Raw genomic sequence first — 26,397 nt, 5'->3', positions numbered from 1 at the left:
GCCGCATTAACCCGGCAATGTATCCAGTTGCCGGGTTAATAATTCCATATCCAGGGGTAGGCAGACCTGAAACACACTCCGCCCAGGGTCGCTGTCGCACTTGATCAGTCCCGCATGCTGATTGATGATGTTCTGTGCAATCGACAGACCCAGCCCGGAACCCTCCGCGCGCCCGGAGATCATGGGATAGAAAATGCGCTCGCGGATTTCCTCTGCAATACCGGGGCCATTGTCTTCAATTTCAATACAACAGATCAGCGGCCAACACCGCTTGCCAATGGTGATCCGGCGCTGTACCCGGGTGCGCAGCACCAGCTCTCCGGCGGCAAGCCCGATACTGTCCCCAATTGCCTCCATCGCATTGCGGCCAATATTCAGCAGCGCCTGAATCAGTTGTTCACGGTCGGCGGGCACCTCCGGTATGGAGGGGTCATAGTCGCGGCGGATGGCCAGCTCTCCACCGCATTCCGCCTCCACCAGGTGGGCCACCCGCTCCAATACTTCATGCACATTGGTGGCTTGCCGGTGGACGGGCCTGTTAGGCCCCAGCAGGTGATCCACCAGGTTTCTCAGCCGGTCGGCCTCGTCGATGATGATCTGGGTGTACTCGGCAAGGCCCGGATCCGGCAACTCTCTGCCCAGTAACTGCGCGGCCCCGCGAATACCACCGAGGGGGTTTTTCACTTCGTGGGCCATGCCCCGGACAAGATTGCGGGTCGTTTCCTGAGCGCTGATCAATGCATCCTCCCGGGCAATGCGCAACAGCCGGTCCATGGGCTGCACCTCCACCAGCAACACCCCCAACTCCACCAGCGGACTTACGGAATAGTCCACGGTGCGCGCCTCCTGGTTGTGCAAATGCCAGCGGGCACGGCGCACCGTGTACTTTTCCCCCTGTATCAGCGCCTCCCGCAGCGCCTGAACGGCCTCGTCGGATTCGCGCACAAGGCTCTCCAGGGGCAGGCCAAAGACCCGCACTCTGGACGCAGCCAGCAGATCCTCGGCGGCGGCGTTCAGATAGCGCAGCCGCAGACACCCATCCAGTACCACTACGGCGGAGTTCAGGTTGTCTAAAAGCTGGCGCAGCTGGGAATCGTCGAGCATAGGAGAATTTCCAGGTCGCGGGCGGACCGCCCCATATGGCCACCCGCGAGTATCACTTTAAATCGAACCACCCCAAGTGCCTTTGCAAGAAACCAACCAAAATGGCGCATAGTGGCTAACGGCGGATTGTTGGGGGGCAGCGCGGCTGTGCCCGGCCACCGAACGCACCATTATGGTGCGTCGGACAAAAAAAATACAGTGCATGGTAGTGGGAGTTGATTGCCACAGCGACCGGCGGCAATCGGTAACGGCTAGCGGGGACCCCAAGCAGCGATTAGCGACCGTCTCTGCGGGATGGCTTCTTGGGCACCAGGCCCGGTGCGGCAGGGGCCTGCGGAGCCGGGGTGGCCTGAGGGGCGCCGAACTCCGGTACCTGGTCACCGGGCCGCTTGACGTAGATCATGATCGTCTGCGAGCGCGCCAGCAACTTGCCTGAGGGGTCCGTGAGCAGTGCCTGGACGCTGTGACTACCGCGCTCCAGCGCGGAGATATCCAGGCTGGTGCCGGAGGAACTGCCGCGCCAACGCTGGCCATCCACCACAGCATAGAAGCGGTGCCCCTGAGGCAGCGGCGGATCAATAGCCACCTGCAGGACAATGAAGCGCTGGCCCGGCGGGATGGTGGCACCGCTGGCGGGGCTCACTATAGTGACATTGACCGGGCCGGAGTATGCCGCGCCCGGATCGCGTTTATCCTTTGGGGAGAGCTTGCGGGTGGGGATGGGTTTCGGCAGGGAGATAGGCTGCACATTGATGGGCCCCAGCTGTACCCGCTCGGATTTACCATCCACAGGCGGGGTATCTGTGAACACCACCTCTCCATTGGGACCGACGGTTTTATAAATAGCCCCAGCTGATGTGTCCCCGCCATCACTCTCATCGAGGCCCGAACCACCGGCCAGCGCGCAACTGCAGGCTGCCGCAAGTAACCACGCGGGAAAAGATGAGAGCTTCTTCATAGACACTCCTCAGTGCGGTAATCGACCATCCCAAGGCCCCTTATTAACCCGGCAATATTGCGTTGCCGGGTTAAAAAAGCCTAGCAGGTTGTTGAAAAACGCTTTTTCAACAACCTGCTAGTTTACCTGCAAAGAAAAAGCCCGTGCCAGACGGCACGGGCTAAGGAAAAGTCTCCGAGATTCCCTAAACGGAGTAGTACATATCGAACTCCACCGGGTGGGTGGTCATGTTCAGGCGCTCTACCTCTTCGCGCTTCAGTTCGATGTAGGCGTCGATGGCATCATCGGTAAACACGCCGCCCTCGGTCAGGAAAGCGCGATCCCGGTCCAGGGCATCCAGCGCCTGCTCCAGGCTGGCAGCAACCGTGGGGAACTCCGCAACTTGCTCCGGTGGCAGATCGTACAGATCCTTGTCCGCCGCATCGCCCGGGTGGATCTTGTTCCTGACACCATCCAGGCCCGCCATCAGCAGCCCGGCGAAGGCCAGGTAGGGGTTGGCGGTGGGATCCGGAAAGCGGGTTTCGATACGCTTGCCTTTTGGCGAGGATACAAACGGAATCCGGATCGAAGCCGAGCGGTTGCGCGCGGAATAGGCCAGGATCACCGGTGCCTCGAAGCCCGGTACCAGGCGCTTGTAGGAATTGGTGGAGGCGTTGCACAGCGCATTGAGGGCGCGCGCATGCTTCACAATGCCGCCGATATAGAACAGGGCTGTTTCCGACAGGCCGGCGTAGGCATCGCCGGCAAACTGGTTCACGCCGTCCTTGCTAAAGGACTGATGTACATGCATGCCGGAGCCATTGTCGCCCACCAGGGGCTTGGGCATAAAGGTGGCGGTCTTGCCGTAGGCATGGGCCACGTTGTGTACGGCGTACTTGAGGATCTGCACTTCGTCCGCCTTCCTGGTCAGGGTGTTGGCGGCAACGCCGATTTCACACTGTCCGGCGGTGCCCACCTCGTGGTGGTGCACCTCTACCCGCAGACCCATTTGCTCCATGGCGGAACACATGGCGGCGCGCACGTCGTGCAGCGAGTCAACCGGCGGCACCGGGAAGTATCCGCCCTTGACGCCCGGGCGGTGCCCGATATTGCCCTCCGCATAGTGGTGACCGGAAGACCAAGCCGCCTCTTCGGAGTTTATCTTGTAGAAGGCGCCGCCCATTTCGGCACCCCAGGTAATGTCGTCGAAGACGAAAAACTCCGGCTCCGGACCGAACAGCACTGTGTCCCCCAGACCCGTGGATTTCAGATACTCCTCGGCCCGCAGCGCGATGGAGCGCGGGTCCCGCTCATAGCCCTGCGCAGTGATCGGATCCACGATGTTGCAGCGGATGATCACTGTGCTTTCATCGGTGAAGGGGTCCAGGAAAGCGGTTTCGTCAACCGGCAGCAGGATCATGTCGGACTCGTTGATACCCTTCCAGCCAGCAATGGAGGAGCCGTCGAACATCTTACCCTCTTCAAAGAAGTCGTCGTTGACTTCCGTCGCGGGGATGGAAACATGCTGCTCCTTGCCCTTGGTATCCGTGAAGCGCAGGTCTACCCACTTAACCTCATTCTCATTAATCAAACCGAGCGTTTTCGCTGACATTACTGTCCTCCGGGTTTTGAAAATTTGTCCGACCGCTACAGCGCTTCGACTGGCGCCGGCTCCGTAACTGTTCTAGTGTGCCTATTCCCTGTGCAGATAAGAGCAAAAAGTGTGCCAAGCTGGGGCGGAGACATAACACCTCTCTAACACCCCCGCCATCACCCACCAGCGCGCAATGATTTGGGCAGAATAGGTGCAAAGTCCACAGGCGACCACCGGCCAGCGCACCAAAATGGCGCTCTTTGTCCCACGGATGCACAAGAAGAGGGCACCGCCCGATTCCACCACTCTGGTTTATAATGGGACGCTTACCCAGTAACCGCGGTATCCGGCCAGACCCCATGCACTTTGTCGTTAAGTTTTTCCCCGAAATCACCATCAAGAGCAACCCGGTGCGCAAACGCATGTCGCGCCAGCTCAAGGACAACCTGCAGCGTTTGCTGCGGCGCCTGGACGACCGCATCCAGGTGCGCAAGGACTGGGAGAAGATCGACGTCATCGCCCCGGAAGCCGTGGCGCACCTGGGCGACCGTATAGAGGCTGTGCTCTCCCACACCCCCGGCATCGCCAACTATTCCCGCGTGCGCCAGTTCCCCCTGGGCGACCTGCAGGATATCTACCGCAAGACCCTCTCGGTGTGGGGCCCGGCCCTGAAAGACAAGACTTTCTGCGTGCGTGTCAAACGCACCGGCCAACACGACTTCAAATCCCTGGACGTGGAGCAGTATGTGGGCGGCGGCCTCAACGTGAACACAGAGGCGGCCGGGGTGAAGCTGCGCAACCCGGATATCACCGTGAAGCTGGAAATTCGCCACGACAAGCTCAACGTGGTGGAAGAGCAGCACCCCGGGCTCGGCGGCTTTCCCCTGGGCACTCAGGACCCGGTGTTATCCCTGATATCGGGCGGCTTCGACTCCACCGTAGCCAGCTACCTGACCATGAAACGCGGTATCCGCACCCATTTCCTGTTTTTCAATCTGGGGGGCCGTCAGCATGAGCTGGGGGTCAAGGAGGTAGCCTACTACCTGTGGAACAAATACGGGGCCTCCCACCGGGTGCGTTTCGTCACAGTACCTTTCGACCAGGTGGTGGCGGAGATTCTGGAGCGGGTGGACGACTCCCATATGGGCGTGATCCTCAAGCGCATGATGCTGCGGGCCGCCAGTGTCATCGCCCGGGAGCTGGAGGTGGACGCCGTGGTAACCGGCGAAGCCATCGCCCAGGTATCCAGCCAGACCCTCAAGAATCTGGCGGTGATCGACAGGGTCACCGACACACTGGTACTGCGACCGCTGGTCACCAGTGACAAATCCGACATCATCAAAACCTCCCGGGCAATTGGCACCGAAGAGTTCACCGCACAGATTCCCGAATATTGTGGCGTTATCTCCATAAAGCCCACCACCCGCGCCAAGATTGAAAAGGTGGAAGCGGAGGAAAACCGTTTCGATTTTGCGATTCTCGACCGCGCCATCGCCAACCGCAACATCCAGAATATCGACCAGGTGATCGAGGAAGTGGACGGTCAGGCGCCGGAAGTGGAGATCCGCTCGGAGCCGGGCGACGCCGTGGTGATCGATATCCGCCACCCGGAGGAAGAGGAACTGGACCCACTGGAGCTGGAGCATCGCCAGGTGCAGGTGATCCCCTTCTACCGCCTCAACCGCAGCTTCGCCCAGTTGGACCCTGAACGGGAATACCTGCTGTATTGCGCACGCGGCGTGATGAGTCGCCTGCACGCCTCCCATCTACTGGACGAGGGCTACCGCAATGTGGGGGTCTACCGACCGGAGAAAAGCGTCCCCGGGTCAGATCGGGAGCAAACCTGAGGTGCCTGCCCACAATCCACGGCGTACCTTCCCCACCACACTATAGGGGATAGGGGTCAGCTGGATTGGCCGTCGCAGTTAACCCCCAGCCGCTTCGCCAATACAGGCTGCAACTTTTCCCCAGGCACAAAACCCCGCAACCAACCAGCGGGCAGGCCGTCGCGGTTGACCAGCAGCATGAAAGGTGTGGCGGGGATGGAGCCCACTTTATCTAACAGTTCGCCACTTATCTGGAAAGCGGGGAAGTTGGGGCGCAGCCTGCGATATTCTGCCAGCAGCGCCCGGCGGGCACCGTTGGTACCCACCGCCAGGGGCTGGAACTGACCGGGGCAACGGGCCAAAAGCCGATTGAGGGCCCTGACCTGACGAAAGCACCAGGGGCACTCGGGTTCAAAGAACACCATCAGCACCGGTAGATCCCGATACTGCGCGAGACTGGCCCGCGCGGGGCCGGCCAGGCTCCTCAACTCCATATCCAGTAACCTAGCTTCACTCGCCACACCCGGGAGAGCGGTCGGGAGCAGCATCAGCGACACCAACAGCGCGCGCACTGTTACAGGCTCCAGTCGAGACCCATGTATATCTCGCGCCCGCGCAGTGGGCCGTAGATATAAGCCACGTCGTAAGCGCCACCGGCGTCCCAGAACAGTGGGGTTTCAGCATCGTTCACCTGGGTGTAATCGGTGATGTTATTGCCACCGACATAGACATTCAGGTTTTCACTAACGTCGTAGCCCACCTTTATGTCCAGGGTCCAGTAGGCCTCCGCCCTCTGGCTCTTCAACGCGCCACCCAGGCGGTTGTAACCCTCATAGCCATAGTCGCGCAGGTTTCGCGCACCTATCCAGCTGGCGCTGGCATACACCATCCAGGGACCACTGCCATAGTCCAGGCTCAAGAGTGCGCGCTGTTCGATGGGGGCAATGGCATAGGACTCTTTGAATACCCGGTCGTAGACGTAGTTTTCCAGCGTGGTACTGACCTTTAGGGTGTCGCTCAGCGTATAGCCGAGACTGATATCGCCGGCGGAGACGACGGCGGTTTCCGCCATTTGCGTCAGCAGCGGTACGCCTCTTTCGGTCTCGCCCAGGGCCGCCAGGTGCTCCACCTCGGTGCGCGCCAGGGACAGGGTGCCATTGAGGCGCTCACCCGCGTAGCTCAACGCGTAGGTGGTGGAGAGGGATTTTTCTAACTCTTCGATGTCGATGGCAAAACCATCGCCGGCATCGAGGATACCGTGGTCCGTCTCAAAGAAAGACAGAGGTGCGCGATAGCCGCGACCCAAAGCCAAACGCGATATCCATTGGTCGCTGTGCAGATAGCGCATATCGATCCGCGGTGCTAGCAGCGTCTCTTCAATCTCAGTACCGGGTTTTTCCTCAGCCACAAAGTCAGCGCTGACCCTGTCGAGGCGCACAGCTACGGATACCTCAAGTTTCTGCGACGCCTGCCAAGTGTCCTGTAGGTAGAGGCCACCGGTGCGATAGTCGAAGCTGTCCTCCACATAGTCGGCGCTCAGGCTACCCGCGATGGAATCGGAGCGCATTGCCTCATCGCGTAAATCCGCACCGAAGGTAAGCGTGTGGGCCCCGTTGAGTATCAGGTTGTTGCGCGAATCCAGGAAAAACAGGCGATCCCTGGCGATATAGTCAAACCCTTCGTAAAAGGAATCCTGTCGGTGTTCAGACCAGGCCAGAGTGACACTGGTATTGAAGTATTCATTAAGCTCCCGCAGCCAGTTGGCGGAGACTTCGGTGCGCTGTGTATCTATCCACTCAGTGGTTTCCCAGGGCTTACCTGTGTACTGGGCCTGGACATCGTCGTTTGCGAATAGGTGTTCGGATTCCACCCCATCGAACCCCCGCAGCACCGCACCGATGGAATAGCCCTGGGGGCCACCGAAGATAGTGGAGTCAGTGTATCCCAGGCGCAGCACCAGATTGTCTCGCTCGCTGAAATCATGGGAGACGCGTCCCACATAACTAGTGTTTTCCTGCAGCGGGGCCTCACTGACACCATTGCCATCATTGTCCATCTGGTGGTGCCTGTCGCCCTGATATACCAGGCTTGTACGGGTGCGATCGTCATCGCTGACATGGCCGCCCATGATACCGACGAAGAAGCTGTCGTTATCCTCCCGGGACGCGTTGACGTTCAGACCGGTTTCCTGCGGCTCCTTGGAGATCACATTGATGGTGCCGCCTATGGCCTCCGGTGCCAGCAGCGAGGCACCGGCACCGCGAGCCACCTCTATGCGCTCCACACCGGTGGTGGCGAGGGCATCCACCGCATAGTAGCCGGCCATCATGGTGTGCAGGGGAATACCATCGGTGAGGATAGTGGAATGCTCGCCGCGCATGCCGTTCAGCATAATGCGCTTGACGCCGCACATGGAACACTCGTTTGAAACCCGCACGCCGGGGGATTTTTCAATGGCCTGGGTGAGGTTGACCGCCTGCATGGCCTTGATCAAGGTTTCATCCACCACTTCGGTTTTCTGGATGGCATTCAACAGGGTACCGGCCTCGTAAAGGCGCTGGCGTACACCCACCACCACTGTTTCTTCCATTTTTTCGTTCGGCGGCACACTAACCGGGGACTCAGAGGCGACACTGGGTTGCAGGGTGGCGGTGAGGATCACTGGCAACAGGGAGCGATAATAAAAAGCCATGGGGGGTTTGAGATCTCCTTTTTTGATATTTTTCTTACCTGCAAATGATAATAGTTTGTATTTGCTATTACAATCAATAAGCCATCGCCCTCTGTGGCCAGGCCGGCCAAGGGCCCGAAACTCCTCCCAATTGCTATATATCCTCACTATAATCGCGCGCTTTGGCCGCGCCACCGGCTCGCTTCCGCCTTTAACGGCGGTCCGGGGCCCGGCCGGGCTTCACCCTCTAGAGGTTCCCCCTGTGATAGACAATCTGCGCAACATCGCGATCATCGCCCACGTCGACCACGGCAAAACCACCCTGGTAGACAGACTGCTGCAACAGTCCGGCACTCTGGACCGCCGCAACGCGGACGCGGAGAGGGTGATGGATTCGAACGACCAGGAGCGCGAGCGGGGTATTACCATCCTGGCCAAGAACACTGCCATCCGCTGGCGCGACTACCGTATCAATATCGTCGACACGCCGGGACATGCCGACTTTGGCGGCGAGGTGGAACGGGTCCTGTCCATGGTGGACTCGGTACTGCTGCTGGTGGATGCCGTGGACGGACCAATGCCTCAGACCCGTTTCGTAACCCAGAAAGCCTTTGAGCAGGGCCTCAATCCCATAGTGGTGATCAACAAAATCGATCGCCCCGGAGCCCGCCCCGACTGGGTCATGGATCAGGTATTCGACCTGTTCGACAGCCTCGGCGCCACGGATGAACAGCTGGATTTTCCGGTCATCTACGCCTCTGCCCTGAACGGCATCGCCGGTCTCGACGATACGGATATGGCGGATGACATGACGCCACTGTTCCAGATGATCGTGGACAAGGTGGCGCCCCCCAGAGTGGACCCCAACGGCGCCTTCCAGATGCAGATCTCCGCCCTGGACTACTCCAGTTATGTGGGCGTTATCGGTGTGGGCCGCATCACCCGCGGAACCCTCAAGCCCAACCAGCCGGTGGTGGTACTGGACCGGGAGGGCGACTCGCGCAAAGCCCGGGTGTTGCAGGTGATGGGTTACCTGGGCCTGGAGCGCACCGAGGTGGAGCAGGCCAGTGCGGGTGACATAGTGTGTATCACCGGTGTGGGCGAGCTGAATATCTCCGACACCCTGTGCGATCCGGACAGGCCAGAGGCGCTGCCCGCCCTGAGTGTGGACGAGCCCACCGTGAGCATGACCTTCCAGGTCAACGACTCCCCCTTTGCCGGCCAGGACGGTAAATTCGTCACCTCGCGCAACATCAAGGAGCGCCTGGACCAGGAATTGATTCACAATGTGGCACTGCGTGTCGAGCAGGGAGACTCTCCGGATAAATTCAAGGTTTCCGGTCGTGGCGAGCTGCATCTTTCCGTTTTAATCGAAAATATGCGCCGTGAAGGATTCGAACTGGGCGTATCCCGCCCGGAAGTAGTGCAGAAGATGGTCGATGGCGAGATCCTCGAACCTTACGAAGAGGTGGTGATCGACCTCGAGGAGCAGCACCAGGGCCCGATCATGGAGGAGCTGGGCCTGCGCAAGGCGGAACTCAAGAATATGGAACCGGATGGCAAGGGCCGGGTGCGCCTGACCTTTATGGTGCCCTCCCGCGGCATGATCGGCTTTCGCAGCCAGTTCCTGACCCTCACCAGTGGCTCCGGCATCATGACCAGCATCTTCGACCACTATGATCCGGTGAAGCAGGGCGAGGTTGCAAAGCGTGTCAACGGCGTATTGGTCTCCATGGTGAAGGGCAAAACCCTCGCCTACGCTCTCTACGCCCTGCAGGACCGCGGCCGCCTGTTTCTGGGTCACGGCGAAGACATCTACGAGGGCCAGATAGTGGGCATTCACTCTCGCGGCAACGACCTGGTGGTGAACCCTACCAAGGCCAAGCAGCTGACCAACATCCGCGCCGCTGGTACAGACGAGGCCCTGACCCTGACTCCCCCTATCCGCCACACCCTGGAACAGGCACTGGAGTTCATTGAGGATGATGAACTGGTGGAGGTCACCCCCAATCATCTGCGCCTGCGCAAGAAGATCCTGCAGGAAAATATGCGCAAGCGGGCGAAGAAATAAGCAAGCCTCCACAGCCGCGGGGACGCAGAGCGGGTGCCGCCGCTCAACCGGCGGTGTAGAAACGCCGCTCAACCCGGCGCCAGTCTCCCAGCGCCGCCGGCGTGTGCAGACAGACGGTGAGCCGCTCGAACTCCGCGCCGGCTTCTTTCAGTGCAGCCAGCGCCTGGTGGGCGGCAACGGGGTGGGGAAAACGGTTGGTACCCGCGCCAAGGGCCGGAAACAATAAAGAGCGCAGGTTTCTCGCCTGCGCCAGCGCCAGCACACTCTCGTAACAGCGGCGCAACAGCGTTATGCCCTGCTCCCCCCACTGATCGCCGCTGCTCCACTGGGGCGTCACTGTATGCAGCAGGAAAGCCACCGGCAGGTCGAAACCGGGGGTCAGGCGGGCCTCGCCCACGCCGCAGGGCGACAGGCCGGCACAGGCAGCCGCCAGTCCGGCGCCGGCACGATCGAAAATCTGTGCCGACAGGCCGCGCCCGCGAATCAGGTGTTTGTGTGCCGGGCATACCAGCGCATCTGCCCCGTGTGTCAGAATATCGCCGCAAATTAGCTGGATGTTGCTCACTGCACCGCAGATTCCCTTTAGGGGGTAGTTTCCCGCTGGCGTGGATTGCCGGCGAACGCTTTGGCACCCCGTTGATTGCACCTATACTGGCTGGCGGCCGTTATCATAACGTCAAACAAAAGCCCCATGGGGTTATAACAGCGCCTTCAGTACCGCTGGGCTGCAATGCCTGGCGGCCCCACGTCCACAGGATGGCGGGGGTGGCGATAAAACGCCGCCGTTTGGCACCACAACGATAAAAATACCACCGCAAGAGGTGACAGAGTGACTGCAATAGGGGTGCAGAGTGTCGGTTAGCGGGCCTTTTTCAAGCGGTGCGGAGAACCCCATCGAAGAGGCGCGGCAACTGGAGTTGCGCCGGCGCATCCAGGCTTCCGGCTATATGCTGATCTTTTCTTTCGCCATCACCGGTGCCATGGGGGTTATAGCACTCACCCGGGGCGAGATAGTGGTCGCAGGCGCCCTGTTCGCCGTGACAACCGTTATTCTCTCCGCCTATTTCACTATCCATCTGGCCGGGTCGAGCCCGAAAACCCCCACCCTGGTCGGCGTACTTTTACTGGTACTGTACTTTTACTTGCTGCTGTCCGGAGGCGTGAATAACAGCGGGCTGATGTGGGCGGTGATGCTGGTGCCCGGCTTTATCAACCTCTATGGCTACAAATTGGGCACCAGTACCCTGGTAGCGGTCGGGGCGGTTACCGTGGCGGTGCTGTTCACACCGGATTTTCCGCTGCTGGCGGCGGACTACGACACCGCCTACCGGGTGCGTTTTATCGCCGTCTTCGGCGCGCTCACCGCGCTCACGGCACTGCTGGACAGCAGCCGTCACCAGACCCAGCAGCTGCTACACCGCCTGACCCGGCAACTGGAACGCAATGCCAATACCGATGCACTCACCGGCCTGCCCAATCGCCGCCAGGCCTATAAGTCCCTGTCGAACATGGAGCGGCGCAACCGGGAACTGTCGGGGCGCTACACGGTACTGATCGGTGATCTGGATAACTTCAAGACCATCAACGACCGCTTCGGCCACCCCTTCGGCGACCGGGTATTGCGGGATGTGGCGGAGATCCTGCGCAGAAACACACGCAAAGGCGACGTCGTAGCCCGTTGGGGCGGGGAGGAATTCCTGGTGCTACTGCCAAACACCAATCTTGGCGGAGGTCGTATTCTGGCGGAAAAACTGCGCGCCAGGGTGGAGGCCCTGAGCAGCAGGTATCCACAGCCGGTTTGTGTATCCATCAGTTTTGGCGTGGCCGAAGGGCACTGCAGCCACTCCACCCACGGCAAACTACTGGCGGCCGCGGACGCGCGGATGTATCGGGCCAAGAAAAGCGGCCGCAACCGCGTTATGGCGACCTGATCCGGGCCGGCGCAACAAAAAAGCCACGGTGAACCGTGGCTTTTTCGCTTCTGGCGGCAAGGCGTGGTCAGAAGACGTACTTTACGCCGAGAGTGGCGGTGCGCGGCCTGTTGGCCCTGGCCCCCTCGGGGCTGCGGCTGATGATCTCCTGCTCGTCCAGCAGGTTGTCGATCTTCACATAGCCATTCAGGCTTTGACTGAAGCTGTAGTGCGCAGCGGCATCCAGGATCCAGAGGGCATCGGTGCGGTCAAACGCGTCCGATCCCGCCCGATTGCAGCGGGTATTCACACACATATCGTCCTGGTAGGCGGCGGTGAGATCCAGCCTCCAGGCGGCACCACTGTCGATACCGGTGGTGATCGCAAATACATTTTCCGGCAGATAGGCCAGATTGTCGCCAGCGAGAATGTCCCTCGCATCACTGGTCTGGCTGATCTCGGCATCCGTGTAGGTATATGTGGCTCGCAACGGCATTATCCAGTTGTTGGCCAGCTCCCACTGATGTTGCAGCGACGCCTCTATACCCAGGATTTCCGCCTCACCCAGGCTGAAGGTACCGCTTTCGGCACCGTCGGGACAGGGGACTGCCACAGAACAATTCTGCACCGTGTTTTCATAGTCACTGAAGAATGCGATGAGTTCGCCACTGACGACGTCGCCATCGAAACGCGTGCCCCATTCATAGTTGGTGGAGAGTTCGGCACCAACGCCATCCCTGGAGCCCGCACCCGGAGGTGCAAACCCCCGGTGCACACCGGCGATCAGGCTCCACTGATCACTGATGCTGTAAACCACACCGAGACCCGGCAGCCACTCGGAAACCTCGTTCGAACGGCTGCTGCCAGCCACTGTGCGGGCCGGGTCATCGTAGCGCTGCTGGCTGGTGCTGACATCCTCGTATCGCAGTACGGCGGTCACTGCCAGCCGCTCTGCCAACTGGATCTCATCATAGATAAACAGGGAATTGGCTTCGGCGTATTCCACCCGGTTGTTGCTGCCGGTGGGCTCCTTGGTCTCCACAAATACCAGCTCGCCATCCACCTGGTTGTGGATTTCCACCGGCTGGAAGCGGTCCACCTCGTCCTCGTGGCGGCGCAGGCCCAGGGTCAGATCGTGACTGAAGCCCCCCGCCGTAAAATTCCAGTCGCCACTGACCTGCAGGCCCTTGGCGGTATAGCTGCGATTATTGTGCTTCAACTCGAAGCCGGGGCTGTCTTCCGAATTGGGATCGTAGATATAGTCGAGACTCCCATCCAGTATCCCCTGGGCATCAGTATCGCCCAGGTTGGCAGACTCCAGCAGATCAAGGGCATTGTCGACCTTGAACCAGTCCCGTTTGAATTTGTTGTAATACGCCTGGGTATGCAGGCTAAAACCCTCACTGAGGGCAATGCTGTGATTCAGCTGCACTGTGCTGTGGCGGTTCTGCATCTCATCCAGGGCGGTGAGGCCGTAGCGGCGGTTGGGGTTGGCGGCAAGATCGGCGTCGGTGAGACCCACGTAGCTCATCCCGGACTTTTCCTCCGAGTACTGCAGCTTGACGTCCAACTGCTGCTGGTACCTGGCGCCGGCATCCGAACGCAGCCGGCCTTTCGCCACATAGTCCTCTAACTGGATATCGGCACTGCCGGCACCATCGATCTCGCGGAAACCGTCCGCATACTGCTGGTGGGTCTCCAGCAGCCAGCCAGTGGTCTCGGTACTATCGCCATAGTAGGCGTGCAGGCGACGCTCCGCATTCTCACCAGCTTCGGCCTGGATCACTCCCGTTGCTGTCGAGGGAATCGGGGTGCTCAACAGATTGACTGCACCGCCCACGGTGAAGGGCCCATACTGCAGTGTCGAGGGCCCCTTGAGCACCTCTATACCCACCATGCGGCCAGCCGTGGGAAAATAGTAGGCTTCCGGCGCCGCATAGGGTGCCGGAGCAATGAGCACACCGTCCTCCATTAGGGAGATCTTGCCGGAGCGTCCACTGCCGGATCCGCGGATACCCAGGTTTGGCCGCAGGCCGTAACCGTCCTCCTCCCGCAGATAGACACCCGGTACTGAACGCACTATGCGATTGATATCGGTGAACTCGAACCTGGCCAGTTCCTCTTCATCAATCAGATGCGCCGAGCCCGGCAAAGTGTCGATATTTTCGGCATCCCCTATCACCGTGACGGCTTCCAGCCTGGTAGGGCCCTGTTCAGCGGCAAGGGATACAGAAGCGGACAGCGCCACAGCCAGCGGCGCCAGGGTGAAACGGTTCATCAATCCTCCAAGGTGGGTCAGTGCGGGTTTTATTTGTGACTTTATATGTTAATGAGAACGATTGCATTTTACCGTTACACTTAGCATAACACCAAGGGTTAGGGGCCAATTAGCCGACATTCTTTTGTTCAGGGACTAGCAGGCTGTTGAAAAAGTGTTTTTCAACAGCCTGCTAGTCCCACACATGGATGAGGCATCGGCTACCGGATCGCCGGATTCATAGATGCGGGGGGCCAGGCGCAGGCGGCCAAAATCGTGAAGGCGGAGAGAGAGGAGCTATAGCGCAGCCTGGGCCCAGCGCCGCCGCTGTTTTGGGGAAGCTGTCCTATCGCAGGTAGCGCGCGGAGAGGCTTTAGCCGGCCAGCTCCGGACGCTTACCCTGAAACCGGCGAAAGTAACGCTTGAATTCCGCCAGGTCGGCCACCTGGTCTCCGGTGGGGTGGAAGGGTGGCCCTATCTCGAAACTGCGCGAACGGTAGTCGATACCGATTGGAATAATGGCCACACCCGCCTGGGCGGCAATGCGGAGGAAGCCGGTCTTCCAATTATTCACCCGCGCGCGGGTGCCCTCGGGTGCCAGGGCGATTACCGTGTGTGGATCCTCCTGCAACTTCGCAGCTGCCTGGCCCACCACACCGGTGGCCACACTGCGGTCTACTGCTATACCTCCCAGCCGGGACAGCAGGGAGCGGAATGGCCAGACAAAAATCGTGTGTTTGCCCAGCCAACTGATACGAACCCCCATCGCCAGAATGGCCGCCATGGCAAACACGAAATCCCAGTTGGAGGTGTGTGGCGCCCCGGCTATCAGGCACGGAGGGTGGGGCGGCAATTGCCCGTGAATCTTCCAACCAAACAGTCGTAAAACACTGCGCCCGACGAATCGGGTTACCGCGTTGCCCATACGGGGCCAGGCGGCCGGTATTGCAGGAACTGATGCAGCCATAAATCTCGCGGCTCTCCACCGGTCGTTTTTATTACTTTTGTCCACGCAAAATACCAGGAGAGCAATTTAGCGCCAAAACCTTTGGCGACTAAATGGCTTCAAGTAGTCACAAGCCGAGAAGTGCCGGGATCAGTAACCGTGCTGCCAGGCCCAATCGCCCAGAATAATTTGCCCGGGGAAATAGGGGGATTCCTCCGTTCCCAATCATAAGTGATGGCGCCGTTATAACCTTTTGTTTGATTCTATTTCACTATTATTATTTTTAAGCCATGGCGCGGCGAAGTAGCATTCCCAGCGTCATCCCCTGGACAGACCGGTAGTAGTCATGGCAGTCAAATGCGATATAGCCCCTGTCGAAACCCGACAGGCGCCTTTTTTTCATCACGGCATGGATCTCGCTTCGCTGAATGAACAGCTGCAGGAAGCCAAACCCAGCGAGGTCATGCGCTTCACCATGGAACATGCCCAAAATCCGGTGGTATTCACCAATTTTCGCCCGCTGGCGGTCGCTTTTTTGCACCTGGTGACACAGGCCAAGCCCGATATTCCGGTAATCTGGGTGGATCATGGCTATAACACACCGGAAACCTACCGGCATGTGGAACGGCTCATCGAAGCCCTCAACCTCAACATAAGGGTTTACGCACCCAAGATGTCCGCCGCCCACTACAATGCGGTTCATGGGGGGATTCCCGCACTGGACACACCGGAACACGATTTCTTTTCACGGACGGTAAAGCTCGAGCCGTTTAACAGGGCTATGCAGGAGCTGCAGCCGGATGTCTGGCTCAACGGCATCCGCCACGACCAGAACGCCTTTCGCAAGAAGCTCGACATCTTCACCGAGGGCAACCACGGCACCATTCGCGTCGCACCTATGTTTCACCTGAACGAGCTGGACGTGGAAGAGTATGTTTACGAGCACCATTTGCCCGATAACCACATCTATTTCGATCCCACCAAGGGAGAGGAACACCGGGAGTGTGGCCTGCTACTCGAGAAGTGACGCGCCACTATCCTGAACCAAGGGGGTTTGGGCTGCAAATTGGTCTGCGGCTATAGGGCCTGTTGACACTAACGGCCGCCCTCCAGTACCACCCGATAGCGCACTTCGCCACTGGCCAATTTTTCCAGCGCCCTGTTCACCTCACTCATGGGAAACTGCTCCACCACCGGCAGAATCCGGTGGCGCGCCGCGAACTCCAGCATCCGGGCCATGGTATCCGGGCTGCCCACCGGCGAGCCCGAAACCTGGCGCTGGCCGAATATCAGTTGAAAGGCGCTGATATCCAGTGAGTCTGTAGTGGCGCCCACCAGATGCAGTCGCCCCCTGGCCCGCAGGGTGGAGAGATACTGGTTCCAGTCCAGCCTGACGTTGACCGTTGACAGAATCACATCGAAACGCCCGGCGGCCTCCTCCAGTGCAGCTGGGTCGCGGGAATTCAATGTATAGTGAGCGCCCAGATCCATGGCTTCCTTTCGCTTGGATTCGCTGCTGGTAAAGGCGGTGACCTCGCAACCCCAGGCCCGGAGGAACTGCAGCGCCAGGTGCCCCAGCCCTCCGATACCGATCACAGCCACCCGGCTGTCGGGATTCACCGCAAACTGAACCAGTGGATTGAACACGGTAATACCGGCGCAGAACATGGGCCCGGCGGTGGCCAGGTCGATCGAGTCCTGAATTGGCACTACGCTGGTGGCTGCGGCGCGCACCTTATCGGCAAAGCCTCCGTGGTGGCCGATAATGGTCGCCTGCGCCTGGGCACAGAGATTTTGGTCGCCGGAGTTGCAGCAGTGACAGTGGTTGCAATAGCCGCAATGCCAACCCAGGCCCACCGCCTGGCCAACTGCCAGATGGCTAACCTGGGATCCCAACCGACCGATTCTGCCCACCACCTCGTGTCCGGGAACCACCGGGTACTGGGACAGGCCCCAGTCGTCGTTGATGACGCTCAAATCGCTGTGGCACAGACCGCAATAGAGCACATCAATCTCCACCTGGTCCGCGGGCAGTTCGCCTGGATCGTATGTGAAGGGCTTGAGTTCACCACCCGGCTCGAAAGCGGCATAGGCGTTAATCATCATGGACTCCCATTGCTGGCGGCCGATACTGTTGACCCGTCAATCCGGTAGACAGTCCCTCATCGGTCTGAGCGTCGCCGTTGAAACCCTGCGCAATCATGCGGAGGGATTCGCGCAGGGCCCCGCCCGGCGGCGGTATATCCTTGTGCAACGTTAGCCTGGCTGGGACTGATTCGGGCGGCTTGTAGCAAGTCTAGGACCTGCACCGGGGGCCGCCAGCTGCCAGTCACCGGAGCAGGCCAGAGAAAGTCTAACGAATTTTGAAATCCGCCCCCTGTGAATATTTGCCCGCTGGCATCCCTGTGGCAAAGTTCCGGCATTCGAAGTTTTAACCATGAAAATACCGAGGTAACTGTGAGTCTCGTCACCCTGGCCATCCCGTTTTTTCTCCTGGCAGTGTTGGTGGAACTGGCGCTGGACCGCAAATTTGGCTGGGGCCTGTACCGGCTGAACGACGCCATTGGCAGCCTCAGCACCGGGATACTCAGCCGCCTGGCTGGCCTGGTGCGCAAGGGCCTTCTGCTGTTGATTTACATTCCACTGTACGAGCTGCTGACTCCCTACTACCAGGCGGTGGGGTTCAATTGGTCGCTGGACAGTGTCTGGCACCTGCTGCTGGCGGTGGTGGCGTACGACTTTTGCTACTACTGGAAGCACCGCATGGCCCACGAGATCAATATCTTCTGGGCGGACCATCTGGTGCACCATCAGAGCGAGGACTACAACCTCACCACGGCGCTGCGCCAGCCATGCGGCGGACTGCCGATCGGTTGGATTTTCTATATCCCTCTTCTGCTCATCGGCCTGCCGGCGGAACTGCTGGTCACTGCCGGTGCCATCGACCTGATCTACCAGTTCTGGGTGCATACCCAGAAGTTTCCCAAGGTCCGCTGGATGGAGTGGATTTTCGTCACACCCTCCAATCACCGGGTACATCATGCGCAGAACCGGATCTATGTGGACAAAAACTATGGGGGTGTCTTTATCATCTGGGACCGCCTGTTCGGGAGCTACCAGGAAGAGCTGCAACAGGAACCCTGCATTTACGGTGTGCGCAAACCGCTCAACAGCTTCGACCCCTTGGCGGCGAACCTGCAGCACTATAAACGCATGGCCCTGGACGCCTGGCACACCCGCAGCTGGTGGGACAAACTGACCCTCTGGTTCCGCCGTACCGGCTATAGACCCGCTGATGCCGAGGCGGCGATGCCGGTAGCCTCCACCGATCTGGAGCACTTTCGGCGCTTCGACCCAGTACTCAGCCGTGGGCAACGCTACTATGCCCTGGCACAGCACCTGTGTTTTTCCGCCGCGACCCTGCCACTGCTGTGGTATGCGCAGCAGCTCAGGCTGTCGCAACTGTGGCTGGGTGTCGCCCTGCTGGCGCTGGGACTCATAGTCAACGGCCGCATTCTCGACCGATATCCCACCGCTCGCTACTGGGAATTGGCACGGCTTGGTCTGCTGCTCACCCTTTCAGTACTCCTGCCCGGGCCGCTGGCGCCGGCAATCGCCGGCTACTCACTGATCAGTGCACTGACCTGGTGGCGGTTGGCTTTTGTGGGTAAAGCAGATAGAGTCGCCCTGGTTAGCGACTAGCAACATAGAGCGGAACCCGGCTACCGGAAAGTTCTCTGGTGAAGGCGAATGCTCTGCCTGGCGGTCCCGGCCGGTGTCGGCGGCGCGGTAACGCGGCGCCGCAAATCCCAACACTCCCCCCAACCCGGTCGGGACTCGGCCTCGCCACAGCGAGGCAACCGTACGCCCGCCCATTTTCCGCCGCTTCGCGGCTATAATGCCGGCTGAATCACCCAGGCAGGACCCGTTGTGCAGGCAGGAACCCTCTTCACCGTATCGGCACCATCCGGTGCAGGCAAAACCAGTTTGGTCAAGGCACTGGCGGAAGCCGATGACCTGGTCACAGTGTCGGTCTCCCACACTACGCGAAAAAAGCGCCCCGGTGAGCAAGACGGTGTCAACTATCACTTCGTCTCCCGCGCGGAGTTTCTGCGCATGCTGGATGAGAATGCGTTTCTTGAACACGCCCAGGTGTTCGACAACTTCTACGGCACTGCGCGGCATTGGGTGGAGGAGACACTGCGCGACGGCCGCGACGTGGTCCTGGAAATAGACTGGCAGGGAGCCGCCCAGGTGCGGCGCCTCATGCCGGACACTGTGGGCATCTTCATACTGCCGCCCTCTCAGGCGGCGCTGTGCGAACGCCTGACCGGTCGCGGCCAGGACGAGCGCAGCGTGATCGACCGGCGCATGGACCAGGCGATCGATGAAATGTCACATTTTGACGAGGCGGATTACCTGATCGTCAACGATGACTTCAACTCGGCCCTCGCCGACCTGGGTGCAGTAGTGCGCGCCCAGCGCCAGCGGCTGCAGCGCCAGCGACTGCAACACCCCGAGCTGCTGCGGGCGCTACTGCACCGCGGCTGAGGCCGCCCAGTTGATCGATTTACGCACAGCAGTCACTGGGCTACAATAACCGGTCCAGTGGGCGCTTCCCGTCCCCCGAACCCGCCCAGCGCGGCACATTGCAATGGAACCGAAAGTTTATGGCACGTATCACCGTTGAAGATTGCCTCGAACACGTCGACAACCGCTTCGAACTCGTCATAGTGGGCAGCAAGCGCGCCCGCCAAATTGCCTCTGGCGTCAAAGACCCTCTGATTCAGGAGGAGAACGACAAGCCGACGGTGATCGCTCTGCGGGAAATCGAGGAGGGCCTAATCGACGCGGCCATTCTCGACGAGCCGGAAGAGGAACAGTCCCCCATGCAGGCGGTTGCCGCCCCGGTCTATCTATCCGACCAGGACCTGTAACTTTTCTCAACTGAGCGGTTTACCGAGAGAGGCGCGCACGGCTTTGCACACCATCGACAGTCTGGCCCACCGCCTCTCCTCCTACCTGCCACCCGATCAGATCCAAATAGTCCGCCGCGCCTACTTCTATGCTGAGCAGGCCCACGACGGTCAGCAGCGCCGCTCCGGCGAACCCTACATTACCCACCCCCTGGCCGTGGCCACCATCCTCGCCGGCATGCACATGGACCACCAGAGTCTGGCTGCGGCCATGCTGCACGACGTCATCGAGGATACCGGTATTCCAAAGACGGCCCTGGCGGAGCAGTTCGGCGAAGAAGTGGCGGAACTGGTGGACGGCGTCTCCAAGCTGACCCAGTTTGAAACCGACAGCCCGGTGGAGAAACAGGCCGAAAACTTCCAGAAGATGGCCCTGGCCATGGCGCGGGATATCCGCGTGATTCTGGTCAAGCTGGCCGACCGGCTGCACAATATGCGTACCCTGGGCGCCCTGAAACCGGACAAGCGGGTGCGCATCGCCCGCGAGACGCTGGAGATTTACGCACCTATCGCCCACCGCCTGGGTATGAACGATGTCCGCATTGAATTCGAAGACCGGGCTTTTTTCGCCATCTATCCTCTGCGCGCCAGCCGCCTGCGCGCCGCCCTGGTGGCCGCGCGGGGCAATCGCAAGGAGCTGCTGGAAAAAATCCAGAACGCCATTGAGGTACGCCTGCAGCGGGAGGGGATAGACGCCCTGGTGATAGGCCGGGAAAAGCACCTGCACAGTATTTACCAGAAGATGCGCGCCAAGAAGAAGTCGTTCAGGGAAATCATGGACGTCTATGCGTTTCGCATCATCGTCGACAGCGTGGACACCAGCTACCGGGCACTGGGTGTTATGCACAATCTGTACAAGCCGGTGATTTCCGAGTTCAAGGACTATATCGCCATTCCCAAATCCAACGGTTATCAGTCGCTGCACACGGTGCTGCTGGGCATGCACGGGGTGCCCATCGAGGTACAGATCCGCACCAAGGAAATGGACGAAATGGCCAACAGCGGTATCGCCGCACACTGGCTGTACAAGGCCTCCGGCGACGAGGTGGTCAACACCGGCGGCACCAGCCAGGTGCGCGCGCGGCGCTGGGTGCAGGGTTTACTGGAAATGCAACAGCGCGCCGGCGATTCGCTGGAATTCATCGAGAATGTGAAGATAGACCTGTTCCCCGACGAGGTTTACGTCTTCACCCCCAAAGGCGAAATCATCGATCTACCCGCCGGGGCCACGGCGGTGGACTTTGCCTATTCGGTGCATACGGATGTGGGCAACTCCTGTGTGGCGGTGCGCATCAACCAGCGCCTGGCGCCCCTGTCGCAGCCGCTGCAGAGCGGCCAGAAGCTGGAGATACTGACCAGCAAGAATGCCCAGCCCAATCCCAACTGGCTCAATTTTGTGGTCACCGCCAAAGCGCGCAGCGCCATCCGCCACTATCTCAAACACCAGCGCCACCACGACTCCGTTGCGCTGGGACGGCGGCTGCTGCAAAAGGCGCTGGGCAAGTTTGATACCAGCCTGGAGCAACTGGGGGAGTCGCAGCTGCAGCAGGGTCTGCAGGAAACCAAGTGCGCAACTCTGGAGAAGCTGCTGGAGGAAATCGGCCTCGGTAACAAAGTGGCGTTTTCCGCGGCCAAACTGCTGGTACCTGTGGACAGCCGCGAAAGCGAGGCCAGCAACATTTCCTCGCCGCTCACCATCGATGAGCAGGAGGGCATGCTGGTCAGCTTCGCCCGCTGTTGCCGGCCCATTCCCGGCGACACCATCATCGGCCATATCAGCTCCGGCAAGGGGGTGGTGATTCACCGGGACACCTGCCGCAACACCATTGATTTCCGCGAACACCCGGAAAACATCATGGCGGTGAACTGGTCGCCGGACGTGAAAGGGGAGTTTCTCGGCGACGTGCGTGTGGAAGTGGAGTCGGAGCGCGGCATCATCGCCCGGCTCGCCACCCGCATCACCGAAGAGGGGGCAAGTATTGAGCAGATTCACGTGGATGAGAAGGACGCGCACAACAGTGTCATCGCCATGACTCTGGAAGTGAGAAACCGCGTTCATCTGGCCCGGGTGATGAAACGACTGCGCAACCTGCCGGCGGTGATACGTATCGCGCGCCCCTGAGCATTTTGGGGCGAGCACCGCAACAGGCCCCACCCAGACAAAATCACTACATTCGGGGCAATCTCTCTTTCTTGATCTCCCCAACACCGCCCGAACGCGCTATATTGACCCGCTTTCCCTGCCACCAAGCATCGGAGTCAACCATGCCTAATCGCGCTGTGATTAAAACCGACCTGGCACCGGCCGCAATCGGTAGCTACTCGCAAGCCGTTAAAGTGCATAACACCGTCTATCTCTCCGGGCAGATTCCCCTGGACCCCCAGACCATGGAAATGGTATCCAGCGACTTCACCGAGCAGGCGCGCCAGGCGTTTCGCAACCTGGAAGCCGTTTGCGTAGCGGCCAACGGCTCCCTGTCCCGTGTCGTCAAACTCAATCTTTATCTCACCGACCTGAAGAATTTCTCGGCGGTAAATGAAGTTATGAAGGAGTTCTTTGAGGAGCCGTTTCCTGCGCGCGCCGCCGTTGGTGTCAATGAGCTGCCCAAAGGTGCCCTGTTTGAAGTGGAAGGGGTCCTGGTGATCTGACCTGGGGCCACCCTGCTTTGTGCCTCCGAAGCACAATTTATCCCCAGCCCGGATCATCACCGTCTGCAATAGCCGCACTGCCAAAGGCAGGGCAGCTCAGCCAGACACATCTTTTCTGCAGCCTTTACAGTGGCTGTAGCTTTGCCATGGTCACCACCAGCCATTTACTGCCGGCATCGTCAAAATTAACCTGCACCCGCGCGCGCGGGCCATTGCCCTCGAACTGTACCACAGTACCCTCGCCAAACTTGGGGTGCTCCACACGCCCCCCCAGGGCCAGTGGCGGCAGGTCGTCGAAGTCCGGCGGCGGATCGGACAAGCGTCCCACTTTGCCGTAATCCGGATTGAACAGTGGCCTGGAAATCTCGGTTTTCAGCCGCACTTCACAAACCAGGTCCGGCGGTATCTCACCGATAAAACGAGACGGGCTATTGTGGCTTTCGCTGCCGAACAGGCGCCGGTTTTCGGCGTAGGTGATATAGAGCTTCTGCATGGCGCGGGTGATGCCCACGTAACAGAGGCGCCGCTCCTCCTCCATCCGGCCCGGCTCCTGCGCCGACATCTTGTGTGGAAACAGGTTCTCCTCCACCCCGGCCATAAACACCAGGGGGAACTCCAGTCCCTTGGCGGAGTGCAGGGTCATCAGCTGCACCGCATCCTCAAACTCATCCGCCTGCCCCTCTCCCGCATCCAGCGCCGCACTGTCCAGAAACTGGTCCAGCAGCGGGCGCTCCTCGTCATTTTCCGCCAGGTCCAGGCCATCGAATGCCCGGCAGGCACTGATCAGTTCCTGCAGGTTTTCCACACGGGTCTGGCCTTTCTCCCCCTTTTCCCTGCGGTGAAAATCCAGCAGGCCGCTGGTTTCGATCACATCCTCGGCGATGGCATCGAGGGACTTGTCTTGCGCATTGGCCGCCAACTGATTGATCAGATCGAGGAATGCCTGCAGGGCGCCAGCGGCGCGGGCCGCCAGCAGGCGCTGCTGCAACATCAGGTTGGCGGCCCGCCAGAGGGAGCAGCCCTGCTCGCGGGCAGAGGCGCGCACCATTTCCACGGTGCGCACACCGATACCCCGGGTAGGTGTGTTTACCACCCGCTCGAAAGCCGTATCGTCGTCGCGATTGGCGATCAGGCGCAGGTAGGACAGCGCATTCTTGATTTCCATACGATCATAGAATCGTTGGCCGCCATAGATGCGGTAGGGCATCTGCTCCCGCAGCAGCGCCTCTTCCAGTACCCGCGACTGGGCATTGGAACGGTAGAGAATGGCGATGCTATCGCGGCGGTGGCCAGCCCCCAGCCAATCGTTGATATGCTCGACGATAAAACGCGCTTCGTCCTGTTCGTTATAGGCGGCGTAAACCGCGATAGGCTCACCGTCCTCCCCCCGGGTCCAAAGCTCCTTGCCCAGGCGGCCGGCGTTGTGTTCTATAACCGCGTTGGCGGCCTTGAGGATGGTACCGGTGGACCGGTAATTCTGCTCCAGGCGCACCGTCTGCACATCGCGCAGATCCCTGCCAAAGTGCTGGATATTCTCGATCTTGGCACCGCGCCAGCCATAGATGGACTGGTCGTCGTCACCCACGGCGGTGATATGGCACTGGTCCCCGGCCAGCAACCGCAGCCAGGCGTACTGGATGGTGTTGGTATCCTGAAATTCATCCACCAGGATAAACGGAAAGCGGCGCCGGTAGTGGGCCAGTACCGCATCGTTGTTCAGCCACAATTCGTGGGCGCGCAGCAACAACTCGCCGAAATCCACCAGTCCCCCACGCTGACAGGCCTCCTCATAGGCAATGTAGATATCCACCATGGTCCGCAGCCAGGGATCTGCGCCGGGCTGGATATACTGCGGGCGCCGTCCCTCATCCTTCTGCGTACCTATCCACCACTGGGTCTCCCGCGGCGGCCACTTCTTTTCGTCCAGACCCAGGCCGTCCTGTACCCGTTTGATCAGTCGCAGCTGGTCGTCGGAATCCAGGATCTGGAAATTCTGCGGCAGCTTTGCCTCCTGCCAGTGGGCTTTCAACAAGCGGTGCGCCAGACCGTGAAAAGTCCCCACCCACATGCCAAAAGTGTTCACCCCCAACAGTTCTTCGATGCGCGCGCGCATTTCCCGCGCCGCCTTATTGGTAAAGGTGACCGCCAGCAAGGAGAAAGGCGAGGCGCCCTCTACTTGCATCAGCCAGGCGATACGGTGCACCAGCACACGGGTTTTGCCGGACCCGGCACCGGCCAATACCAGCTGGTTGCCGGGCGGGGCCGCCACCGCCTCGCGCTGGGCGTCGTTGAGAGGGCCGAGAATCTGAGATACGTCCATGGGCGGCGATTGTAACAGAGCCCGCAGCGGATACCTGTGCAAATAAACAGGTAACTCTCACTGCCGGCTCAATCCTGGAAGCTTCGTCTCCCGCCGCCCGCCCAGGGCCTGGCACCACGGCTCGCCAGCCGGGTTGGCAGCAGCTACACTGCGCCGTCAGGAGTTCAGAAGGAAGTATCGTGAAACCGGCAGAAGTCACGCAGAAAATCAGTGAACAGCTGTCCTCCATGCGCAAATCGGAACGCAAGGTGGCGGAGTACATCCTCGCCAACCCCAATGAAATCATCCATATGCGCATCGTGGACCTGGCCACCGAGGCCCAGGTGAGCGAACCCACCGTAGTGCGGTTCTGCCGCGCAGTGGGCTGCTCCGGATTTCAGGAGTTCAAGCTGAACCTGGCCCAGCAGCTGGCATCCAGCCCCAGTTTCGGCCAGATAGCGGTGACCGAGACCGACACCATCGCTGAGTACAAGCGCAAGGTGTTTGATTCCACCGTCGACACCCTGCTCAATGTGCGTGACACCCTGGACAATCGCGCACTGGAGGCCGCAGTGGCCGCAATCGCAGCCACCAAGCGGGTGGAGTTCTTCGGATTCGGCGCCTCCGGGGCGGTGGCGGCGGATGCCCAGCACAAGTTCTTCCGCCTGCAACTGGCCACAGCGGCTTACTCGGACCACCATATGCAGAATATGTCCGCCATGTCGATGGAACCGGGCGACGTGGTGATCGCGATTTCCCAGAGCGGCCGCACCAGGGCCCTGCTGCACTCCATCGAAATGGTCAAACAACAGGGGGGCACGGTCATCGGTCTGGCACCCAGTGGCTCGCCGGTAGCGGTGCGATCCTCTATTCCCCTGGAAGTGGACGTGGAAGAGGACATAGAAATCTATACCCCTCTGTCATCACGCATCGCCCACCTGGTAGTGATAGACACCCTCGCCATTGGCGTCGCCCAGCGCAAGGGCACCCAGCTGCAGGACCACCTGATGAAGCTGAAGCGGGGCCTGCACACGCTGCGCGAGGAAAATTAAACCGCCACCAGCGCCCGGGCACCGACGGGCTACTTTACTCCGGGCAAAAATCGTGCCACAATACCTGCCATTCGCGCCTTGCCGCGAATATCCCTCCGTCCGGCG

General features: G+C 60.1%; 20 protein-coding genes. 10 read left to right on the top strand and 10 right to left on the bottom strand.

Translation table 11 applies throughout. The annotated features are described in order from the left end of the window. Window positions 1–6 precede the first annotated feature (6 nt). From glnL to glnA, 3 genes are all read right to left on the bottom strand, one after another. Complete coding sequence (gene glnL, locus ABVT36_RS07185) at window positions 7–1,104, bottom strand: nitrogen regulation protein NR(II) (protein ID WP_368455952.1); 1,098 nt, start codon at window positions 1,102–1,104, stop codon at window positions 7–9. 274 nt (window positions 1,105–1,378) lie between these two features. Continuing rightward, complete coding sequence (locus tag ABVT36_RS07180) at window positions 1,379–2,062, bottom strand: DUF4124 domain-containing protein (protein WP_367150103.1); 684 nt, start codon at window positions 2,060–2,062, stop codon at window positions 1,379–1,381. 184 nt (window positions 2,063–2,246) lie between these two features. Continuing rightward, a complete protein-coding gene (gene glnA, locus ABVT36_RS07175) occupies window positions 2,247–3,653 on the bottom strand; it encodes a glutamate--ammonia ligase (protein ID WP_368455951.1) in 1,407 nt (468 codons plus the stop codon). Window positions 3,654–3,994: 341 nt separating this feature from the next. Here glnA and thiI point away from each other — a divergent pair, with 341 nt between their 5' ends. Then, on the top strand, window positions 3,995–5,482 hold the full coding sequence (gene thiI / locus ABVT36_RS07170) for a tRNA uracil 4-sulfurtransferase ThiI (protein ID WP_368455950.1): 1,488 nt from the start codon (window positions 3,995–3,997) through the stop codon (window positions 5,480–5,482). A gap of 56 nt (window positions 5,483–5,538) precedes the next feature. On the opposite strand, the gene ABVT36_RS07165 is transcribed toward thiI, so the two are convergent. Together ABVT36_RS07165 and ABVT36_RS07160 are read right to left on the bottom strand one after the other, a co-directional pair. After that, window positions 5,539–6,033 (bottom strand): TlpA family protein disulfide reductase, encoded by a 495-nt coding sequence (locus ABVT36_RS07165; RefSeq protein ID WP_368455949.1) that lies wholly within the window; start codon window positions 6,031–6,033, stop codon window positions 5,539–5,541. A gap of 2 nt (window positions 6,034–6,035) precedes the next feature. Further along, window positions 6,036–8,153, bottom strand: coding sequence for a TonB-dependent receptor plug domain-containing protein (locus ABVT36_RS07160; RefSeq protein ID WP_368455948.1), 2,118 nt, complete (start codon window positions 8,151–8,153; stop codon window positions 6,036–6,038). Window positions 8,154–8,394: 241 nt separating this feature from the next. Between ABVT36_RS07160 and typA the strand changes: the two genes are divergently transcribed. Next, complete coding sequence (gene typA / locus ABVT36_RS07155; protein ID WP_368455947.1) at window positions 8,395–10,203, top strand: translational GTPase TypA; 1,809 nt, start codon at window positions 8,395–8,397, stop codon at window positions 10,201–10,203. A gap of 43 nt (window positions 10,204–10,246) precedes the next feature. Here the strand turns inward: typA and ABVT36_RS07150 are convergent, their stop codons facing one another. Then, the gene (locus ABVT36_RS07150; protein ID WP_368455946.1) at window positions 10,247–10,768 is read right to left on the bottom strand and encodes a macro domain-containing protein; all 522 of its coding nucleotides are present in this window, start codon (window positions 10,766–10,768) and stop codon (window positions 10,247–10,249) included. A gap of 286 nt (window positions 10,769–11,054) precedes the next feature. On the opposite strand from ABVT36_RS07150, the gene ABVT36_RS07145 reads away from it, so the two are divergent. Beyond that, the gene (locus ABVT36_RS07145) at window positions 11,055–12,134 is read left to right on the top strand and encodes a GGDEF domain-containing protein (RefSeq protein WP_368455945.1); all 1,080 of its coding nucleotides are present in this window, start codon (window positions 11,055–11,057) and stop codon (window positions 12,132–12,134) included. A gap of 67 nt (window positions 12,135–12,201) precedes the next feature. On the opposite strand, the gene ABVT36_RS07140 is transcribed toward ABVT36_RS07145, so the two are convergent. Next, a complete protein-coding gene (locus tag ABVT36_RS07140; RefSeq protein WP_368455944.1) occupies window positions 12,202–14,391 on the bottom strand; it encodes a TonB-dependent receptor family protein in 2,190 nt (729 codons plus the stop codon). Between the two features lie 352 nt (window positions 14,392–14,743). Beyond that, window positions 14,744–15,337, bottom strand: a complete 594-nt coding sequence (locus ABVT36_RS07135; RefSeq protein ID WP_368455942.1) for a 1-acyl-sn-glycerol-3-phosphate acyltransferase — start codon at window positions 15,335–15,337, stop codon at window positions 14,744–14,746. 325 nt (window positions 15,338–15,662) lie between these two features. On the opposite strand from ABVT36_RS07135, the gene ABVT36_RS07130 reads away from it, so the two are divergent. After that, window positions 15,663–16,343: a phosphoadenosine phosphosulfate reductase family protein gene (locus tag ABVT36_RS07130; protein ID WP_368455941.1), complete on the top strand. Its 681-nt coding sequence runs from the start codon at window positions 15,663–15,665 to the stop codon at window positions 16,341–16,343. Window positions 16,344–16,411: 68 nt separating this feature from the next. Here the strand turns inward: ABVT36_RS07130 and ABVT36_RS07125 are convergent, their stop codons facing one another. Next, window positions 16,412–17,422 carry an NAD(P)-dependent alcohol dehydrogenase gene (locus tag ABVT36_RS07125; protein WP_368455939.1) on the bottom strand — a complete coding sequence of 337 codons (1,011 nt, stop codon included), beginning with the start codon at window positions 17,420–17,422 and terminating at the stop codon, window positions 16,412–16,414. A gap of 351 nt (window positions 17,423–17,773) precedes the next feature. Between ABVT36_RS07125 and ABVT36_RS07120 the strand changes: the two genes are divergently transcribed. From ABVT36_RS07120 to ABVT36_RS07100, 5 genes are all read left to right on the top strand, one after another. Then, a complete protein-coding gene (locus ABVT36_RS07120) occupies window positions 17,774–19,018 on the top strand; it encodes a sterol desaturase family protein (RefSeq protein ID WP_368455938.1) in 1,245 nt (414 codons plus the stop codon). A gap of 228 nt (window positions 19,019–19,246) precedes the next feature. Further along, a complete protein-coding gene (gene gmk / locus ABVT36_RS07115; RefSeq protein ID WP_368455937.1) occupies window positions 19,247–19,867 on the top strand; it encodes a guanylate kinase in 621 nt (206 codons plus the stop codon). Window positions 19,868–19,986: 119 nt separating this feature from the next. Next, window positions 19,987–20,253 (top strand): DNA-directed RNA polymerase subunit omega, encoded by a 267-nt coding sequence (rpoZ, locus tag ABVT36_RS07110; protein WP_367150085.1) that lies wholly within the window; start codon window positions 19,987–19,989, stop codon window positions 20,251–20,253. Between the two features lie 43 nt (window positions 20,254–20,296). Next, window positions 20,297–22,414 carry a bifunctional GTP diphosphokinase/guanosine-3',5'-bis pyrophosphate 3'-pyrophosphohydrolase gene (gene spoT / locus ABVT36_RS07105; RefSeq protein ID WP_368455936.1) on the top strand — a complete coding sequence of 706 codons (2,118 nt, stop codon included), beginning with the start codon at window positions 20,297–20,299 and terminating at the stop codon, window positions 22,412–22,414. Window positions 22,415–22,557: 143 nt separating this feature from the next. Further along, window positions 22,558–22,941, top strand: a complete 384-nt coding sequence (locus ABVT36_RS07100) for a RidA family protein (RefSeq protein ID WP_367150083.1) — start codon at window positions 22,558–22,560, stop codon at window positions 22,939–22,941. Window positions 22,942–23,065: 124 nt separating this feature from the next. Here the strand turns inward: ABVT36_RS07100 and uvrD are convergent, their stop codons facing one another. Then, window positions 23,066–25,261 (bottom strand): DNA helicase II, encoded by a 2,196-nt coding sequence (uvrD, locus tag ABVT36_RS07095; protein ID WP_368455935.1) that lies wholly within the window; start codon window positions 25,259–25,261, stop codon window positions 23,066–23,068. Between the two features lie 179 nt (window positions 25,262–25,440). On the opposite strand from uvrD, the gene hexR reads away from it, so the two are divergent. After that, window positions 25,441–26,292: a transcriptional regulator HexR gene (hexR, locus tag ABVT36_RS07090; RefSeq protein WP_367150081.1), complete on the top strand. Its 852-nt coding sequence runs from the start codon at window positions 25,441–25,443 to the stop codon at window positions 26,290–26,292. Window positions 26,293–26,397 lie beyond the last annotated feature (105 nt).

Origin of the sequence: Microbulbifer sp. TYP-18, from assembly GCF_040932045.1 — a bacterium.
GTDB lineage: Bacteria > Pseudomonadota > Gammaproteobacteria > Pseudomonadales > Cellvibrionaceae > Microbulbifer.
The sequence above is the reverse complement of the archived record's forward strand: the minus strand, read 5'-3'. Positions and strand labels throughout refer to the sequence as shown.

Coding starts and splice junctions, on each gene's coding strand:
- glnL (WP_368455952.1), bottom strand. CDS start 1,104: ATGCTCGACGATTCCCAGCTGCGCCAGCTTTTAGACAACCTGAACTCC.
- ABVT36_RS07180 (WP_367150103.1), bottom strand. CDS start 2,062: ATGAAGAAGCTCTCATCTTTTCCCGCGTGGTTACTTGCGGCAGCCTGC.
- glnA (WP_368455951.1), bottom strand. CDS start 3,653: ATGTCAGCGAAAACGCTCGGTTTGATTAATGAGAATGAGGTTAAGTGG.
- thiI (WP_368455950.1), top strand. CDS start 3,995: ATGCACTTTGTCGTTAAGTTTTTCCCCGAAATCACCATCAAGAGCAAC.
- ABVT36_RS07160 (WP_368455948.1), bottom strand. CDS start 8,153: ATGGCTTTTTATTATCGCTCCCTGTTGCCAGTGATCCTCACCGCCACC.
- ABVT36_RS07140 (WP_368455944.1), bottom strand. CDS start 14,391: ATGAACCGTTTCACCCTGGCGCCGCTGGCTGTGGCGCTGTCCGCTTCT.
- ABVT36_RS07135 (WP_368455942.1), bottom strand. CDS start 15,337: ATGGCTGCATCAGTTCCTGCAATACCGGCCGCCTGGCCCCGTATGGGC.
- ABVT36_RS07130 (WP_368455941.1), top strand. CDS start 15,663: ATGGCAGTCAAATGCGATATAGCCCCTGTCGAAACCCGACAGGCGCCT.
- ABVT36_RS07125 (WP_368455939.1), bottom strand. CDS start 17,422: ATGATGATTAACGCCTATGCCGCTTTCGAGCCGGGTGGTGAACTCAAG.
- rpoZ (WP_367150085.1), top strand. CDS start 19,987: ATGGCACGTATCACCGTTGAAGATTGCCTCGAACACGTCGACAACCGC.
- ABVT36_RS07100 (WP_367150083.1), top strand. CDS start 22,558: ATGCCTAATCGCGCTGTGATTAAAACCGACCTGGCACCGGCCGCAATC.
- uvrD (WP_368455935.1), bottom strand. CDS start 25,261: ATGGACGTATCTCAGATTCTCGGCCCTCTCAACGACGCCCAGCGCGAG.